The organism is Acinetobacter modestus, assembly GCF_014636095.1.
Lineage (GTDB): Bacteria > Pseudomonadota > Gammaproteobacteria > Pseudomonadales > Moraxellaceae > Acinetobacter > Acinetobacter modestus.
Genome location: NZ_BMDV01000008.1, coordinates 24091 through 41816 on the forward strand (window position 1 = coordinate 24091; position 17726 = coordinate 41816).

The 17726-nt window shown below is 40.3% G+C and carries 19 protein-coding genes and 1 pseudogene; 4 read left to right on the plus strand and 16 right to left on the minus strand.

The features are described from left to right. Positions 1-112 precede the first annotated feature (112 nt). Positions 113-364, plus strand: a complete 252-nt coding sequence (locus tag IEV17_RS14945; RefSeq protein WP_004664225.1) for a hypothetical protein — start codon at positions 113-115, stop codon at positions 362-364. A 97-nt stretch (positions 365-461) separates the two neighbouring features. Here IEV17_RS14945 and IEV17_RS14950 read toward each other — a convergent pair whose 3' ends face one another. Genes IEV17_RS14950 through pheS form a run of 3 tightly spaced genes read right to left on the minus strand, consistent with a single transcriptional unit; the run spans position 462 to position 4150 of the window. Continuing rightward, positions 462-758 (minus strand): integration host factor subunit alpha, encoded by a 297-nt coding sequence (locus IEV17_RS14950; protein ID WP_004664224.1) that lies wholly within the window; start codon positions 756-758, stop codon positions 462-464. Further along, positions 755-3136, minus strand: a complete 2382-nt coding sequence (gene pheT / locus IEV17_RS14955) for a phenylalanine--tRNA ligase subunit beta (RefSeq protein ID WP_004664222.1) — start codon at positions 3134-3136, stop codon at positions 755-757. Before pheT ends, IEV17_RS14950 begins: the two co-directional genes overlap by 4 nt. 33 nt (positions 3137-3169) lie before the next feature. Then, positions 3170-4150 (minus strand): phenylalanine--tRNA ligase subunit alpha, encoded by a 981-nt coding sequence (gene pheS, locus IEV17_RS14960; protein WP_004664219.1) that lies wholly within the window; start codon positions 4148-4150, stop codon positions 3170-3172. 231 nt (positions 4151-4381) lie between these two features. Between pheS and IEV17_RS14965 the strand changes: the two genes are divergently transcribed. Beyond that, positions 4382-5383: a hypothetical protein gene (locus IEV17_RS14965; protein ID WP_004664218.1), complete on the plus strand. Its 1002-nt coding sequence runs from the start codon at positions 4382-4384 to the stop codon at positions 5381-5383. Between the two features lie 154 nt (positions 5384-5537). Here the strand turns inward: IEV17_RS14965 and ybiA are convergent. From ybiA to rpmI, 3 genes and pseudogenes are all read right to left on the minus strand, one after another. Further along, positions 5538-6095 (minus strand): annotated as a pseudogene (gene ybiA / locus IEV17_RS14970) (riboflavin biosynthesis intermediates N-glycosidase). Between the two features lie 92 nt (positions 6096-6187). Then, positions 6188-6547: a 50S ribosomal protein L20 gene (gene rplT / locus IEV17_RS14975; protein ID WP_004664213.1), complete on the minus strand. Its 360-nt coding sequence runs from the start codon at positions 6545-6547 to the stop codon at positions 6188-6190. A gap of 11 nt (positions 6548-6558) precedes the next feature. Next, positions 6559-6753, minus strand: coding sequence for a 50S ribosomal protein L35 (gene rpmI, locus IEV17_RS14980; protein ID WP_004637967.1), 195 nt, complete (start codon positions 6751-6753; stop codon positions 6559-6561). Positions 6754-6989: 236 nt separating this feature from the next. On the opposite strand from rpmI, the gene IEV17_RS14985 reads away from it, so the two are divergent. After that, positions 6990-8243, plus strand: a complete 1254-nt coding sequence (locus tag IEV17_RS14985) for an MFS transporter (protein WP_004664212.1) — start codon at positions 6990-6992, stop codon at positions 8241-8243. A gap of 32 nt (positions 8244-8275) precedes the next feature. On the opposite strand, the gene IEV17_RS14990 is transcribed toward IEV17_RS14985, so the two are convergent. From IEV17_RS14990 to thrS, 5 genes are all read right to left on the minus strand, one after another. Beyond that, positions 8276-8701: a YqaA family protein gene (locus IEV17_RS14990; protein ID WP_004664210.1), complete on the minus strand. Its 426-nt coding sequence runs from the start codon at positions 8699-8701 to the stop codon at positions 8276-8278. Between the two features lie 26 nt (positions 8702-8727). Beyond that, positions 8728-9345 carry a glutathione S-transferase N-terminal domain-containing protein gene (locus IEV17_RS14995; RefSeq protein ID WP_004664207.1) on the minus strand — a complete coding sequence of 206 codons (618 nt, stop codon included), beginning with the start codon at positions 9343-9345 and terminating at the stop codon, positions 8728-8730. 127 nt (positions 9346-9472) lie between these two features. Then, positions 9473-9793, minus strand: coding sequence for a DUF7709 family protein (locus IEV17_RS15000; RefSeq protein WP_004664204.1), 321 nt, complete (start codon positions 9791-9793; stop codon positions 9473-9475). Between the two features lie 157 nt (positions 9794-9950). Next, positions 9951-10502, minus strand: coding sequence for a translation initiation factor IF-3 (gene infC, locus IEV17_RS15005; RefSeq protein WP_081399795.1), 552 nt, complete (start codon positions 10500-10502; stop codon positions 9951-9953). Positions 10503-10507: 5 nt separating this feature from the next. After that, on the minus strand, positions 10508-12430 hold the full coding sequence (gene thrS, locus IEV17_RS15010) for a threonine--tRNA ligase (RefSeq protein ID WP_004664201.1): 1923 nt from the start codon (positions 12428-12430) through the stop codon (positions 10508-10510). 264 nt (positions 12431-12694) lie between these two features. Here thrS and IEV17_RS15015 point away from each other — a divergent pair, with 264 nt between their 5' ends. Continuing rightward, the gene (locus IEV17_RS15015; RefSeq protein ID WP_004664199.1) at positions 12695-14338 is read left to right on the plus strand and encodes an acyl-CoA synthetase; all 1644 of its coding nucleotides are present in this window, start codon (positions 12695-12697) and stop codon (positions 14336-14338) included. Between the two features lie 46 nt (positions 14339-14384). Here the strand turns inward: IEV17_RS15015 and yjgA are convergent, their stop codons facing one another. Genes yjgA through panB form a run of 5 tightly spaced genes read right to left on the minus strand, consistent with a single transcriptional unit; the run spans position 14385 to position 17726 of the window. After that, entirely contained in the window at positions 14385-14924 is a 540-nt protein-coding gene (gene yjgA, locus IEV17_RS15020; RefSeq protein ID WP_004664198.1) for a ribosome biogenesis factor YjgA, read from the minus strand. A gap of 2 nt (positions 14925-14926) precedes the next feature. Beyond that, positions 14927-15196, minus strand: coding sequence for an HPr family phosphocarrier protein (locus IEV17_RS15025; protein WP_004664196.1), 270 nt, complete (start codon positions 15194-15196; stop codon positions 14927-14929). Then, positions 15193-16044 carry an RNase adapter RapZ gene (gene rapZ, locus IEV17_RS15030; protein ID WP_004664195.1) on the minus strand — a complete coding sequence of 284 codons (852 nt, stop codon included), beginning with the start codon at positions 16042-16044 and terminating at the stop codon, positions 15193-15195. Before rapZ ends, IEV17_RS15025 begins: the two co-directional genes overlap by 4 nt. Positions 16045-16067: 23 nt before the next feature. Next, complete coding sequence (gene panC, locus IEV17_RS15035) at positions 16068-16913, minus strand: pantoate--beta-alanine ligase (RefSeq protein ID WP_004664192.1); 846 nt, start codon at positions 16911-16913, stop codon at positions 16068-16070. 3 nt (positions 16914-16916) lie between these two features. Beyond that, entirely contained in the window at positions 16917-17726 is an 810-nt protein-coding gene (gene panB, locus IEV17_RS15040) for a 3-methyl-2-oxobutanoate hydroxymethyltransferase (RefSeq protein ID WP_004664191.1), read from the minus strand.

Below are 17726 nucleotides of genomic sequence, written 5' to 3' on the forward strand. Positions count from 1 at the left end.
GACCAGTTAGGCTGCTCCCTGCGTTGTTACCTAAAGCGTTTAGGAATAATAAAAGCACAAACAGACTAACTCTAGGTTTTTTTTAATCTCACAATTTTATGAGAGTGATGCCATGTTATTCAAAAAATTCGCTGTTGCTGCTGCTATTGCTACTACTTTAGCTTTCGTTGGTTGCTCTAAGAAAGAAGAAGCTCCTGCTGCTGATGCTAACGCTGCTGCTTCTGAAGCTGTAGCTGCTGCTTCTGAAGCTACTACTGCTGTTGAAGCTGCTGCTTCTGACGTTGCTGCTGCTGCTTCTGACGTTGCTGCTGCTGCTTCTGACGTTGCTGCTTCTGAAGCTGCTCCAGCTTCTGCTGCTCAATAATCTAATATTTAGATTATCAAAAAGAGAACCTTTTAGGTTCTCTTTTTTTATGCCTAGATTTCTAATCAAATAAAAATATAACTATAAAAAAAGCAGATCAATCGATCTGCTCATTTCCAACGCGCTGTCTAAATTTTTGACCCGCTCTAAACGTAACCACACGGCGGGCAGAAATCGGAATTTCTTCACCCGTTTTTGGATTGCGTCCTGGACGCTCACGTTTATCACGTAATTCAAAATTACCGAAACCAGAAAGTTTGACTTGTTCACCAGCAATTAATGCTTGGCTGATCTCATCAAAAAATAACTCAACCATCTGTTTTGCTTCACGGCGATTTAAGCTAGTAAGCTCACTTAAATGGTCCGCCATCTCTGCTTTTGTTAATGCTGTCATGAGGCCCTCAATGTCGCTTGGTAAGTGTCTTCCAACACTTGAATAATGTTATCCATACCAGATTTAATTTCAGCATCTTCAAGCGTACGTGCTGGATGTTGCCACAACACTGCAAATGCTAAAGAGCGCTTGCCTTGTTCAACCCCTTGCCCCGTATACACATCGAACAACCATGTTGAGTCGAGTAACTCACCACCAGTCTGCTCAATTAACCGCTGAATATCTCTTACCTCAATATTATCAGAGATTAAAAGCGCAATATCACGTCTAACCGATGGAAAACGTGATAATTCTGTAAAATTAGATACATAAGATTGCAAAACTGCATGCTGATCCAGTTCAGCCACCCAAGTTGTGCCCAAATCTAGTTCATTTTCCAAAGATGGATGTAAGCGACCCAGATAACCAATTGACTGCCCATTCACTAAAATTTCAGCTGACTGACCTGGATGTAACCACTCGCGTTCAGTACGAACAAATTCAACAGCAATACGGCCGGCTGCTAAAATCTCTTCAATCTCACCTTTGAAATCGAAGAAGTCCATTGCTTGTGGTTTTGCATGCCAAGACTCTGGTACACGTGAACCGACCGCAATCAATGCCAAAGTTGGGATCTGTTTTAGATCATGAATGCTTTGCGCATTCTGATAATCAAAACGCAAACCGAGCTCGAAGAAACGAACACGCTGCTGCTGACGGTTTAAGTTGTATTGAACACAAGGAATCAAGCTTGACAGCAAGGTACTACGCATTGCTGCCAAATCACTTGAAATCGGATTCGCCAACATCAGCGGGTGTACATTTGGATTCAATTGCTTTTCAAGTTTTGCATCAGCAAAGCTAAAACTAATCGCTTCTTGGTAACCCAAGGTTGCAATAGTTTGACGTAATTGAGCGATTTCAAAACGATCTTGATATTTCTCCAATTTCACATCAATTTTTGGCAAACTGATTTGGATATTGTCATAACCATGAATACGAGCAACTTCTTCAATCAGGTCTTGATAAATTGCCATATCATAGCGATGTGATGGTGGAACTACGCTCCACTCACCTTGTGCTTTGCTTTCAACCACACAGCCCAACCGTGTTAACGCATCCGCAATAAAATCACTAGCCACTTCATAACCCAACAACTGATCAACTTGCGCTTGTTGTAATGCAATCGCTTCACGCTTCGGCAATAAAGCCTCTTGCTCAGCAACAGTAATTGGGCCAAATTCGCCACCAGCAAATGCTTGAATCAGCTCAGAAGCACGATGCATTGCAATCATTGGTAATTCAAAGTCAACGCCACGTTCGTAGCGCTGTGATGAGTCAGTATGCAAACCGAAACTACGAGCACGCCCTGCAATAGCTAAAGGTGCAAAGAACGCACTTTCAAGGAAAATGTCTTGAGTCTCATCAGTTACCGATGAATCCAACCCACCCATAATCCCTGCAATCGCCAATAGTTTTTGATCATCGGCAATGACCATGATGTCATCTTGCAATTCAACTTCTTGATCATTGAGCAAGGTCAGTTTTTCTTGTGGCTGCGCTTGGCGCACTTGAATCGAACCTTCGATTTTTGCCAAATCAAAGGCATGCATCGGTTGACCCAATTCAAGCAACACATAGTTGGTAATATCCACCAAAATACTATGCGTACGGATGCCTGAGCGTGCCAATGCCTGTTCCATCCATTCCGGTGTCGGCGCTTTTACATTGACATGTTTAACGATACGACCTAAATAACGTGGTGTACCTTCTGTACTGATGTTGACCACTTTCTCATCAGCAATATTTGCTGCAATGGCCTGAATCTTTGGCTCATTCACTTCAAGCTGGTTAATCACCGCGATTTCACGTGCAATCCCGCGGATACTAAAGCAGTCACCACGGTTTGGCGTGATACTGATGTCAATCACATTGTCATCAAGTTTTAAATATTCACGAATATTCATTCCCACTGGTGCATCAGCAGGCAACTCTAACAAACCATCAATTTTGTCTTCTAAATCAATTTCAGAAGCACCACAGAGCATACCTTGTGATTCAACACCACGGAGCTTGCCTTTTTTAATTTTGAAATCACCTGGTAATACCGCACCGATCGTTGCAACAGGTGCTTTCATACCCACGCGAACATTTGGCGCGCCGCATACAATTTGTAATGGCTCACCAGAACTAATATTAATTGTCGTTACACGTAAACGATCTGCATCTGGATGTTGTTCAACAGTTAGAACTTCCCCCACCACCACGCCAGTAAATGGTTTTGCTACAGGCGCTAACTCATCAACTTCCAAGCCCAACATGGTCAATTGATCAGAAAGTGCTTCGCTATCAATTGCAGGGTTCACCCACGTGCGTAACCAATTTTCACTAATTTTCATTTGTATAAACCTTATTTAATCCTGAAAAAATGTTTAGGCAAACTGGCGTAAAAAACGCACATCATTTTGGTAGAACATACGCAAATCGTTTATGCCATAACGCAACATTGCAAAACGCTCTACCCCTAAACCAAAAGCAAAGCCTTTGTATTTGTCAGGATCAATCCCTGCAGCACGCAGTACATTTGGATGCACCATGCCACAACCTAAAACTTCTAACCAACGACCACGCTCATCCATAATATCTACTTCAGCGCTTGGCTCAGTAAATGGGAAATAAGAAGGACGGAAGCGTACTTTCAAATCTTTTTCAAAGAATTCGTTTAACAGGTTAATCAATAAACCTTTTAATTCAGCAAAGCTGGTATTTTCTGCAACGTACAGACCTTCGATCTGATGGAACATTGGCGAATGGGTTTGATCTGAGTCACAACGATAAACACGGCCAGGACACACGATACGAATTGGCGGCTGACTAGTTTCCATGGTTCGAATTTGCACGCCCGAAGTATGGGTACGAAGCAAATGCGTTGCATCAAAGTAGAAAGTGTCATGCATCGCACGGGCTGGGTGATGTCCCGGAATATTTAAGGCTTCAAAGTTGTGATAATCATCTTCAACTTCTGGACCATGAGCAACTTGGAAACCTGCTTTAGTAAAGAATTGGCAAATACGCTCTTGTACTTGAGTCACAGGATGAATACTTCCCATGCGCTGACCGCGGCCCGGCAAGGTAATATCAATGGTTTCACTTGCTAATTTTTTTGCAAGTTCAGCTTGTTGTAATGTCTGTTGACGCTCAGTCAAAGCTGCATTGATTGCTTCACGCACAGCATGAATCGCAGCACCTTGTACTTTTCGCTCTTCAGGATCCATTTTTCCAAGTGCTTTCGACTGTTCTGCGAGCTGGCTTTTCTTCCCTGTAAATTGCACACGAACTTGATCGAGTGCAGCAAGGTCTTGAGCCGCTGCAATGGCAGCAAGCGCTTCAGTGGTCAGGGCTTCCAGTGACATAGTAACTCTCAAAGCAACAAAATATAGAAATATAATAAAACGCTATAGTTTATCAGCTTTTTACCAGTTTGATGAAAATAAACAGCGGTTTAAATAGCGTACTTTTGAAAATATAGATGCAAAAATAAAACAACAAGATACCTAAGCAGATCAACTAAAATTTCTGAAAAATTACTCAACAATTGAATAAAATGTATAAGATACTGATATCGTCAATGAGAAAGAATAACGATGGCGCTTGATCAAATCTGGAAACAACAGCTTACACTAGTGACTTATGGCAATGAATATTTAGCAGGAAATCTCAATTTTAGTCGTTGGATTGAACATCCGATTTTCAGTCAAAATCGACTCATTTTTAGAGACTTACTGTCTCAACACCTATTGGCACAACATTTCCAGATTTGGCTTGAAGGCTTAAAAAAACAAGGTGTTAAAAAACTCAGCCTACATTTATCTAGCATCCTCAATGATGAGCAAAATCCAAATGCCAACGTAGAGCTGCTTCCTTTTGCGCATTTTATTGTGAGCCATCAAGGCAATAAAAAAACCGCATGGATCTGTGGGCATGAACTGGCTGAATGGGACAACAGTGATCAAGCCTTTAATGTGCCGGCACCTCAACAAACAACACTCCGCCAAGAAATATTTTGGCGTTATGAGTTGAATGATAAATTCGCTAAAAAAATTGATGCTGACTTACAGAAGGTAAATTGGAATCAGGTTGCCATTTTCTTGGAGAAAGAACTGTTCGATAGTAAATATGCTGAACATTTTCCAGAGCCAGAACAACAAGATTTGCCTTTTTATGGTTATGAAGCTGATCTTATACATCTTTCTAGCAAACAATTAGCATTGATTCCAACAGATTATCCAGCGGATTGTGCACATCGATTATTACATCGCACACAAGCATTAACTGATTATTTAGAACAACAAAGAAAGCATCCTTATACGGCTACAGGTGAGTTAATTAGCCCTGAAGAACAGATTAATCTCCGTAATTTTTCACAAAAAACTGATGACTTATTTGCAAAGCTGATTGTAAAAACCGCAAATCACTACCAAACGGCTCAACTTACGGCAGAAGAACCTGAAATCATTGACCGAACCATGGAAATTCCACATCAGATTGATAAGTCCCACCATCATAAAGTAGGTGCGTCTAGCGTAATTAAATTGATTATATTAACCGTGATTATTTGTCTAGTTGCTTATTATTTTGGGCTATAACTCCCATCAAATGCTCAGTCATATTCATAGATGTTGATAAATCAGATTCAGATGATAGCTCAAATTCTATCGTCATAACATCAGCATGTTTGAACAGATTTATATAAGGGCTATACAATAAATCTGAGTATAGCTTCTTCTCAAAGGCTCAATACTACTGAGCCAGAAATTGAGACCGAACCTGTATCGGAGCAAATCCAAGTAAGTTTAACCCCTGCCATTGGTTAGGGTCTTGGATATGCTCGTGATCTTGTGCCATACCAATCCCCCAAATCTGATCGACAGGCGATGCTTCAACCAAAATACGTTCATGCGTAGTAAGTAGAAAATCTCTTAGCTCAGGATGCTGTGAAAATTTAGCCAAATTTGCCTGTACTACGATCTCAAAACGCTTTTCCTGCCACAATTGCTCGTCATAATGCTGTACTTTCCGACCGAGTTATTTTGCTTCATTCGGGTGTGTGACCTTCAAAATCTGTTGAAATATCTCATCATCGTTAAAGAGTTTTGCTTTTTGCGCCATCATATAATGTTCCGCAGTGAGATATTCAATACCCTCCTGTTGGAATGACGATGGAAACCACTGGCTAAAACAACTTTTGTCTACATGATTGGTTTGCTTTGGGGTATGTCCCCAGAAATATAAATATTTAAATGGGCGACCTTGTTGGACTTTTTGAATTAAATCATTTAAAAATTGTTCATCTTGCATCGTCCATCTCTGATTATTATCTATTGTTGGAAATTCAATACGCTAAAAATAAAAAAGACCGCTAAAAAGCGGCCTTCTTTGAATCTCTAAGCTTATGCAGCTAATGCGCCTTTAGCTTTTTCAGCTAAAGCAGCAAATGCAACTGCATCATGCATAGCGATGTCAGCTAATACGCGACGGTCGATGATCACTTGAGCTTTTTTCAAGCCATCGATCATACGGCTGTAAGACAAACCATTAAGACGAGCACCAGCATTGATACGCGCAATCCATAAAGCACGGAATTGACGTTTCTTTTGACGGCGGTCACGGTAAGCGTATTGACCAGCTTTGATTACCGCTTGGAACGCTACGCGGTAAACGCGTGAACGAGCACCATAGTAACCTTTAGCGCGAGCAAGAATTTTTTTGTGACGGCGATGAGCCACTACACCACGTTTTACACGAGCCATTTATAATCTCCTTAGATGTATGGGCACATAGCACGAACTGATGCAACGTCACTTACGTGAACCATTACACAACCGCGCAATTGACGGATACGCTTAGCAGATTTTTTGGTCAAAATGTGGCGCTTGAATGCTTGTTTGCGCTTGAAACCGTTTGCAGTCGCTTTAAAGCGTTTAGCTGCACCACGGCGAGTTTTTAACTTAGCCATAGTAACCTCTTTTGGGCACCTGTTCGGCTCGTTTGCACTATTGCAAATCGACCTGCAGGTAAGGAAGGCAGTATCATATAGCATCTGCCTTTAAAACAAAAGTAAAATGCTCATTTTTTAACAGCAACTACTTTATTTTTCTCAAACGTTATTTTCCATAATTAATTCTCAAATTATGAGAAACATCCACAAAATCAGCGCCTATAATAGAATCAAATTATTAAATCTTTATTCTTATGAATATTCAGAATGACGCATTCGCCGCGTTACGGTATCGAGATTTCTCTATCGTGACCTTGAATCAATTTTGCTTAACACTGGCAATTTTAATTCAGGAAATTATTGTTGCTTATTCACTCTATCAAATCACTCGTGATCCCCTAACCTTGGGTTTTATTGGTCTAGCTGAAGCAATCCCATTTATCACGCTTTCTTTATGGGGTGGTTATTTTGCAGATAAACTGAATAAACAAAGCATTATGAAGGTGTGTTTATTCTTTTCCATTCCTTTACCTTTGGTTCTTTGGGGCTTATTCCATTTACATGGCTTAGAAAAAATTGGTATTAGCACACTTTCTTGGGGCATTTATGCTGTCATATTTGCCTTGGGTACTATTCGAGGTTTTTACAATCCATCAGCAACCTCACTCAAACCCTTTTTAATTCCACGCGAACTGTATGCAAATGGTGCCACTTGGACCACGATCGGCTGGCAAAGTGGTGTCATTATCGGGCCAATGTTGGGTGGCTTTATGTTGGCATTTCTGGGACGTGAAACGAGCCTTTTTGCAGTATCAGCATTATTATCAATCTGCTTTATTTTGATTAATTGCTTACAGAAACGAACATTCCCAAAAATGGAAACTGAGAATGTCTTACAAAGCCTGACCGATGGTTTCCGCTTTATTTGGAAAACCAAAATTGTTTTATGGGCAATCTCACTAGACTTGGTATCGGTACTCTTTGGTGGTGTGATTGCACTATTACCCATTTTTGCCGAAGAAATATTAAAGGTCGGCCCTGAAGGTTTAGGTTATCTACGCGCCGCCCCTTCGATCGGCGCACTAATTACTATGATTGCCCTGACCAAGTTCCCACCGATGCATCACGCTTGGCGGAATATGTTATTGGCTGTCGCTGGCTTTGGTATTTTTACCATTCTGTTCGCCTTTTCAAACAATATATGGCTATCACTATTTGCCTTAGCCATGACCGGTGCTTGTGACAGTGTTTCTGTCGTGGTTCGTCAAACTGTGCTACAAATTTTCCCGCCTGAAAATATGCGAGGTCGAGTGGCTGCGGTAAATGGAATGTTCGTTTCATCGAGTAATGAACTCGGGGCTTTTGAATCAGGTCTGGCAGCCAAATATCTCGGAACAATCACTGCGACCATATTTGGTGGTTGTATGACGCTTGCAGTTGTAACTTACTGTTGGTTTAAAACCAGCGATTTATTTAAAGTCGATATTACTAAAGGTACTGATCATTAAAGGTTTTAGGGAAAGTCAAACTTTCCCTTTTTTCAAACAACTCCAAGATATAACACATACAATGTTAAATAACGCCCACCTTTGGCGATGGTGACAATCAATAAAAATCGCCAAAAATTTTCTTTCATCAATCCCGCAATCAAGGTAATCGGATCACCAATCACAGGTGTCCAACTCAGTAGCAGGGAATAAAAACCATATTTATGATAAATCTGTTGTGCCTGCTCTAAACGCCGTCCAGAAACAGGAAACCATTTTTTATCTTTAAAATGTTCAATTTTGAGTCCTAACCACCAATTCACACATGAACCCAAGACATTTCCAATGGTTGCAACTAAAATCAGATAAAGAGGATTGGAAAGCCCTTGTATCAATAAGGTTATTAATACTGCTTCCGACTGTAAAGGTAATAATGTTGCAGCCCCAAAAGCAGATATGAACAACAACCAATAACTCATGAGGCAAACTTAAACACAGTAAAATATTAGACTTGGATCGATAAAGCTTTTTGTATCGCAGAGCGCGCCGTTAAGCGTTCAATATAGTCTTGCACATATGGATAATCTTCAAGTTGAATGCCTTGCCATTCATAACGCAATGCCCAAGGCAAGATTGCCATATCAGCAATTGAATACTCACTTGCCACGAACTTCTGACCAATCAATTGCTTATTTAAAACAGTGTAAAGGCGTTTAGTCTCATTGATATAACGATCAATTGCATAAGGAATACGTTCAGGTGCAAATTTATTAAAATGATGATTTTGCCCTAGCATTGGACCAAACCCACCCATTTGCCACATTAACCATTGCTCTACTTCAACTCGCTCTTGTTCATCCGTAGGATAGAATAATCCAGTCTTCCGACCTAAATATTGTAGGATCGCACCTGATTCAAATACAGAAATCGGTTCACCTCGTGGTCCATTTTGATCAACAATCGCTGGAATTTTATTATTAGGAGAGATTCTTAAGAAGTCTGGTTGGAACTGATCATTTTCTAAAATATTAATAGGAAAAATCTGATATTCGAGTCCCATTTCCTCCAAGGCAATTGTTATTTTATGGCCGTTAGGTGTACCCCAATAATATAAGTCAATCATTATATTGTCCTATTCATCGTTATCTTGACTGTTGTTGCGTTATAGCACATTTCATAGTAAATGATCAGCAAACCAGCACGAAAAGAAACAATAAAACCGTGTTTTCAAAGGTAATCTTTTTAAATATCTAAATCCGATCAGCTAAGAATTGTTTTGCTTGTTTTCCTACAAATCTACGCCCCGCATTAGTTCCATTGATCCACTCATCAGCAGAGAATAGATCAAACATACCCACTTTAAATAAAGTTGGAACTGCGAAAATCAGCTCTTCCTCTACCGCACCTCGAACGCCTGCATTATAGAGATTAATATTATGCAGCATAGTGGCAACTGTTCCTGTTTGAACCCGACTACCATCTTTAAGCTTTACCTGTGGCAATACCTCACCATCTTGTACCACTTTTTGATTAATTTCTGCGAGTTCTTTAGTTCCTATAGTTGTAGTCATAAGTGTTCCTATTCTTAAATTATGTAATTATCAATCAAACCTATCATATTTTATTTTAGATATTGTTGAGTGATATGGATAAATTTTAAGTAGATAAATATATTATTTTTTGACATAAAAAAGCACCGCTTGTTGCGGTGCTTTTTCTAAAGAAAAATTACTTTTTCTTTTTCGGACCAAGTAACATGCCCATCTGACGACCTTCCATCTTCGGCGCTTGTTCAACTACGCCAAACTCAGCAACGTCAGCTTCAATTTTTTGCAATTGAGCCAAACCAAGCTGTTGATGTGCCATCTCACGACCACGGAAACGCAAGGTAATTTTTACCTTATTTCCTTCTTCAAGGAAACGTAAAATTGCACGCAATTTTACTTGGTAATCACCTACGTCCGTTGCAGGACGTAACTTGATTTCTTTCACTTGCACTTGATGCTGTTTTTTCTTCGCATCTTTTTGCTTTTGCTTTAAGTCAAATAAGTGCTTGTTGTAGTCCATGATTTTACAAACAGGCGGTTCTGCATTAGCAACAATCTCAACAAGGTCAAGATTAGCTTCTTCAGCAGCACGTAATGCTTCAGTTAATGAAACAACACCTTTTTGTTCTCCATCTGCAGCGACGAGGCGTACTTCTTTCGCACGGATCTCTTCGTTAATTGCAGGACGGTTACTTTTAGCACCTTGTTGCTGGTTACGGTCAGGCTGTTTAATCTTTATTACTCCACAATGTACCGGCCGCGTTCGGCAACGGCAGATTTCACTAGGTCAATAAATGCATCTACTGACATAGTACCTAAATTTTTTCCTGAGCGAGTACGCACATTAACAGTACCTTCTTCAACTTCTCGATCACCAAGAACTAGAAGGTAAGGAATACGCTCTAGGGTACGCTCACGAATCTTAAATCCGATCTTTTCATTTCTCAAGTCAGAAATAGCACGAAGACCATTTTCTTTGAGTTTTGCAACCACTTGTTCACATGCTTCTGCTTGTGAATCAGTAATATTCATAACACACGCTTGAATTGGTGTTAACCAAGGCGGCATAAAGCCCGCATAGTGTTCAATTAGTATACCAATAAAACGCTCAAAACTACCAAGAATTGCACGATGAAGCATGACTGGTTGATCACGATCGTTGTCTTCAGTGACATAAGACGCATCTAAGCGAATTGGTAAGTTGAAGTCACATTGAATCGTACCGCACTGCCATACACGGCCTAAGCAATCTTTCAATGAAAATTCAATTTTCGGACCATAGAATGCACCTTCACCAGGTTGCAAATCCCAAGCCAAGCCTGCGTTATCTAAAGCATCCGCCAAAGATTTTTCAGCCAAATCCCAAAGTGCATCATCACCGACACGTTTTTCAGGACGTGTAGACAATTTCATTTGCACTTCTTCAAAGCCGAAGTCTTTATAAACATCTAAAGTCAGCTTAATAAAGTCAGCAACTTCTTTACCAATTTGTTCTTTGGTACAGAAAATATGTGCATCATCTTGAGTAAAACCACGAACACGCATAATCCCGTGTAAAGAACCTGATGGCTCATTACGGTGACAAGAACCAAATTCAGCCAAACGAATTGGTAAATCACGGTAAGATTTCAAGCCTTGGTTAAACACTTGTACGTGACAAGGACAGTTCATTGGCTTAACAGCATAGTTACGACTCTCTGAATGAGTTGTAAACATGTTATCTGCGTAGTTGGCTGCATGACCAGATTTTTCCCAAAGCGTAAAATCGACGATTTGCGGCGTTTTAATCTCTAGGTAGCCATTGTCTTGCTGAACTTTACGCATGTATTGTTCAAGCACTTGGTAGATTGTCCAACCATTTGGATGCCAGAACACCATACCCGGTGCTTCTTCTTGCATATGGAATAAATCTAAAGCTTTACCAATTTTACGATGGTCACGCTTTTCTGCTTCTTCGATACGTTTGATATATGCAGCTAACTGTTTTTTATCAGCCCAAGCCGTACCATAGATACGTTGAAGCTGTTCATTCTTCGCATCACCACGCCAGTAAGCACCAGAGATTTTTGTGAGCTTGAATGATTTTAAGAATTTAGTGTTTGGTACGTGCGGACCACGGCACATATCCAAATAATCTTGATGGTAGTACAAGCCCATTTGTGTTTCATTCGGCATGTCTGCGATCAAGCGCAATTTGTATTCTTCGCCACGTGCTGTGAATTCTGCAATCACCTCATCACGTGGTGTCATTTTTTTGATGACATCATAATCTTGGTCGATGAGCTTTTTCATACGCTCTTCAATCGCTGCCATATCATCTAAAGTAAAAGGACGTGGCATCCAGATGTCATAGTAGAAACCTTCTTCAATGACTGGACCAATTACCATTTTTGCTTCTGGAAACAGCTGCTTAACAGCGTGACCAACGAGATGTGCGCAAGAGTGACGAATAATTTCTACGCCTTCTTCATCTTTAGGCGTGATAATTTGTACAGTTGCATCTTCGGTAATCAAGTCTGAAGCATCGACTAGACGATCATTGACACGACCTGCTACGGTATTTTTCGCAAGACCCGGACCAATGCTTAATGCAACGTCCATCACAGATACGGCTTGATCAAACTGTTTTTGATCGCCATTTGGCAAAGTGATAATTGGCATAATAAAATCCTTAAGGAGTGATGCCCTATACGAAGGAGCATATCACCGCGAGATTATGTATTGAGGCGAACCTCAAAAGATAAAAAACGGCGGATAAAAAAGTATTCAAGATTTTACACAGGTTTAGTTGAGGATGAAACCTTTGAATCATAAAAACCTAGATTGATTAGGCTTCATCTCCGACTAAAGCCTAAATGATTTAGACTGAATGACGCACTATGTTGATATAGATATAAATGAAAAAAACACAAATGGAGCAAACACATGGTTAGTGCATATGATGAATTACCGAGAACCCCTGCAAATTTCGTTGCTTTATCACCTTTACGTTATTTAGAACGTGCTGCTTATATTTATCCACACCAAGCCGCAATTATTCATGGGGAACGTCAAATCACATGGCAACAAAGCTATCAACGTTGCCGCCAGTTTGCACATCAGCTCACTCAGTTAGGAATTCAAAAGAATGATACCGTTTCGGTACTCTTGCCAAATGTACCTGCAATGATTGAGGCACATTTTGCTGTACCAATGGCAGGTGCAGTACTCAATACGCTGAATACTCGCCTCGATGCCAAAACTATTGCTTTTATGCTGGCTCATGCAGAATCAAAAGTTCTTTTGGTCGATCCAGAATTCAGATCACTTGCTGAAGAAGCATTAAAGCTGATCACTCAAGATATTATTGTGATTGATGTATTTGATCAGGAGTATGAAGGTGAGCAAATTGCGATTGGTCAATACGAATATGAATCATGGTTAGCACAAGGTAATCCTGAATTTGAATGGCTACTTCCACAAGATGAATGGGATGCGATTAGTCTGAATTACACTTCAGGAACCACAGGCAATCCAAAAGGTGTGGTTTATCACCATCGCGGCGCTTATCTCAATGCGGCCAGTAATATTTTGGCATGCGGTATGAAGCCTCGTGCGGTTTATCTATGGACGCTACCACTATTTCACTGTAATGGTTGGTGTTTTGCATGGTCAATTGCAGCTAGTGGCGGCACCAATATTTGCTTACGTCGAGTTGATCCAGTTTTAATTTTTAAATATATCGCTGAACACAAAGTCGATTATTTCTGCGGTGCGCCAATTGTCTTATCGATGCTCATCAATACTCCAGCAGAACAAAAAACAGCTTTCAACCACCATGTTGAAGTCATGGTTGCGGGCGCTGCGCCACCTGTGGCAATCATCGAGGGGATGCGTCATATTGGAATTAATGTCAATCATGTCTATGGTTTGACAGAAACGTATGGTCCATCGGCATTATGTGCTTCGCAAGCAGGATGGAGTGACTTATCCATTCAAGAACAAGCACAACTACACTCTCGTCAAGGTGTTCCTTATCCACTCCAAGACAGTATGAGAGTACTTGATCCTGAAACGATGCAACCAGTACCGAATGATGGGCAAACCATGGGCGAAATTATGTTTCGTGGTAACATCGTGATGAAAGGTTATCTCAAAAATCCACAAGCGACTGAAGAAGCTTTTAAAGGTGGTTGGTTTCATACAGGAGATCTAGCTGTTTGCCATCCTGATGGTTATGCCAAAATTACTGATCGCTCTAAAGATATTATCATTTCAGGTGGCGAAAATATTTCATCACTCGAAGTCGAAGATGTACTTTACCGCCACCCTGCTGTACTCACCGCCGCAGTGGTCGCAAAACCTGATGAACGTTGGCAAGAAGTGCCTTGTGCATTTATTGAGTTGAAGCAAGGTGCATCTGCTTCCGCAGAAGAGATTATTGCACATTGCCAAAAAGAACTGGCTCGCTTTAAAGTTCCCAAAGATGTGGTAATTACTGAGATTCCAAAAACATCGACAGGGAAATTACAGAAATTTATTTTAAGAGAATGGGCAAAAGAACGAGCAAGCGTTTCGTTTGCGAATTAACCCCTAAAAACAAAAAAGAAGTTTCAACTGAAACTTCTTTTTGGCTTTAACCTTGATCAGATAACAAGGCGACTTGCTGTACATAGTTCACAAATTTGAGCTTGGATGCGGCAAGTTCTTCTTCACTCACCTGCTGTTTGATATCTCGATGAATGCGTAAAACATGCTGGCGCAAAGTATGGCGTTCAGAAGCATTAAAAACTTTACTAAACTCATTAATGATTGGATCACCTTGATCAATCATTCGATCTACCCAACGCATCAATTGCATTTGTTTTTTAGCACCTTGTTGCGGTGTCAAATAAGATAAAATCGTGGTTTCATTTTCATTACGCAATAACTTACCAACACGTTGAAACTGACGACGACGTGCTTCAAATGAACTGATCTTCTGCACTTCGAGTAATGCATCAATCAAACGCTCATCGACAGGAAGCTTTTGAATTTGTTTTGGATTGAGTTGAGCCAATTGCTCACCTAAAGCAGCCATACGTTGCACAGCTTTTTTTTGCTCGGTTCTACTCGCACGTCCATCTAATGACTCAAAATCTTCATCTGTATAACGTTGTTGGGTACCACGTGCCACTATTACTCTGCCTCATAAAATTTTGCTGCGAACAGCGTTTGAATTTCTTCCAGTGCTTTTTCTTCATCAGCACCATCAATCACCAATCTTAATGTTGTGCCTTTACCAGCACCCAACATCAACAATGACATAATATTTTTTGCATCAATCAACTTTTCACCCTTACCAATTTGTATCGAAGAGCTAAACTTGGTTGTGACTTCAATAAGTTTACCAGATGCACGTGCATGTAAACCGAGTTTATTAATTACATCAATTGTTGTGTCTATCATGACCAGTGCTTCATTTCTCTATGTAAGATTTGGACAGTCCATTTTGCCTTAAGGGCCTGTTTGAGTCTATCCACGATATAAACTGAACGATGTTGCCCACCTGTACATCCCACTGAAATGGTCATGTAATGTCGATGTCCTTCTGCAAAAGCTGGCAACCATTTTTCTAAGAAGTTATAAATATCGGTAAACATTTCATTGGTTTGTTGATTGCTTTCTAAAAAACGGCAGACGGGATCATCCAACCCAGAAAGACGACGCAACTCTAAATCCCAGTGCGGATTAGGTAAATGACGCACATCAAATACATAATCGGCATCAAGCGGAATGCCATGTTTATAGCCAAACGATTGTAGAATCACAATCAACTTATCAGACTGCCCCAATCGAGACAGCAAGATATGTTTGAGATCATGAACACTTTTACCCGTCGTATCAATATGCACCGTAGAGCGGAATTGTATCGGGATGAGCAACTGTTTTTCTTCCTGTATACATTGCAACAGGCTATTAAAACGATTTGCTAAAGGATGTGGTCTACGCGAAGAGCTAAACCGTGCAACTAAGTCTTGATCTTGCGTGGTTAAATAAATGATATCCACCGTACCATGTTTTTTTAATTGTTCAAAAACATGATCGAACTCTTGCATATCCGCACGAGTACTTCGAATATCCACACCTAATGCTAACTGCTCTAAATTATTTTCATGATCCAGTTTAGCTACAATTTCAGGCAATAATGCCAAAGGTAAATTATCTATACAATAATAGCCCAAATCTTCAAGCACCTGTAATGCAGATGATTTTCCTGAACCTGACTGTCCTGTAACGATAAGAATACGCTTCATCGCATATCGCCCTTTAATTTATTTTATGTTTTGAAATTAATTTGTAAATTATCAATCAAACGTGTTGAACCTAATTTAGCCGCAATAAATAAAACTAAATCACGATCAAACTCGTCAATTGGTTGCAAATTAGGTTGACGAGCCTCTACATAATCCACAACAAATCCAGCTCGTGTCAATTCCGTTGAGATATTTGCTAACACTTGTGAAAGTGATTGCCCCTCTCCCAAACCAACCTCAGCTTGTTTTAACAACTGATAAATTGTTGGCGCAATACTTCGTTGCTCTTCTGACAAATAACCATTGCGTGAACTTAAAGCCAAACCATCTGCTGCTCGTACAATTGGTACGCCGATGACTTCCAATGGAATATTTAAATCCTGCACCAACTGACGAATTACAGCCAATTGTTGATAATCTTTTTGCCCAAAAAAAGCATAATCAGGTTGTACAATATTGAATAGTTTAGTGACAACAACCGCCACACCATCAAAATGACCTGGACGCGATTGACCACATAAATCATTGGTAATTTGACTAACACTAATATTGGTTAAACGAGGCTGCTTGCCATACATTTGATCGACAGAAGGGGCAAAAATAATGTCACACCCTACATCTGCCAACAAACGACTATCTTGTTCTAACGTACGTGGATAACTATCAAAATCTTCACCCGCACCAAACTGGATTGGATTAACAAAAATACTCACCACCACGACATCACAGATTTTTTTTGCGGCGCGCACTAAAGTCAAATGACCTTCATGCAAGTTCCCCATAGTTGGAACAAAACCAATAAGTTTTTTTGCTGTTCTTGCGGGAGCTAATGATGCAGTTAAGCCTTGTATTGTTGTTTCTGTTTTCATGAGTTAGAGCTCAACTTGAAAAGTGTGTTCTTTAGCAGGAAATGATTGGTTTTGAACAGCTGCATGATACGATTTAAATGCATCTACAATTGCTGTTTCGCCCGCTTGTTCTTTCATGAAATTACGCACAAAACGCGCAACTCGACCAAAAGTCAAACCAAGCATGTCTTGTACAACCAAAACTTGTCCATCAGTTTCATTGCCTGCACCAATACCAATCACTGGAGTATTAGGAAATAGTTCAGCAATTTCCTTGCCTAACTGAGCTGGAACACACTCTAATAATAATACCGCAGCACCTGCATCAACCACAGCTTGGCAATCCGCAATTAATTGATCAGCTGCTTCACGCGTTCGTGCTTGAAGTTTATAGCCACCGAATACGTGTACTGATTGTGGCGTTAAACCCAAATGCACGCAGACAGGAATACCATTACGTGTCAAAACTTGGACTAATTCACTTAACCACGCACCACCTTCAATCTTGACCATCTGTGCGCCAACTTGCATTACTGCTTTTGCATTTTTCAAACCATCTTCAAGCGTTGCATAACTCATAAATGGTAGATCAGTCATAATTAAGGCGTGCGAATTACCACGACGTACAGCTGCTGTATGATAAGCCATATCTTCAACTGTCACAGGAAGTGTGGAATCTCTTCCTTGAATCGCCATTCCTAGAGAATCACCAATTAAAATTGTATCAATTTCAGCTAATTCCATCGCTTTAGCCATACTTGCATCGTAACAAGTAAGACATGAGAACTTACGTCCATCAGCTTTAAATTTTCTTAAGTCACTTAGACTAATCAT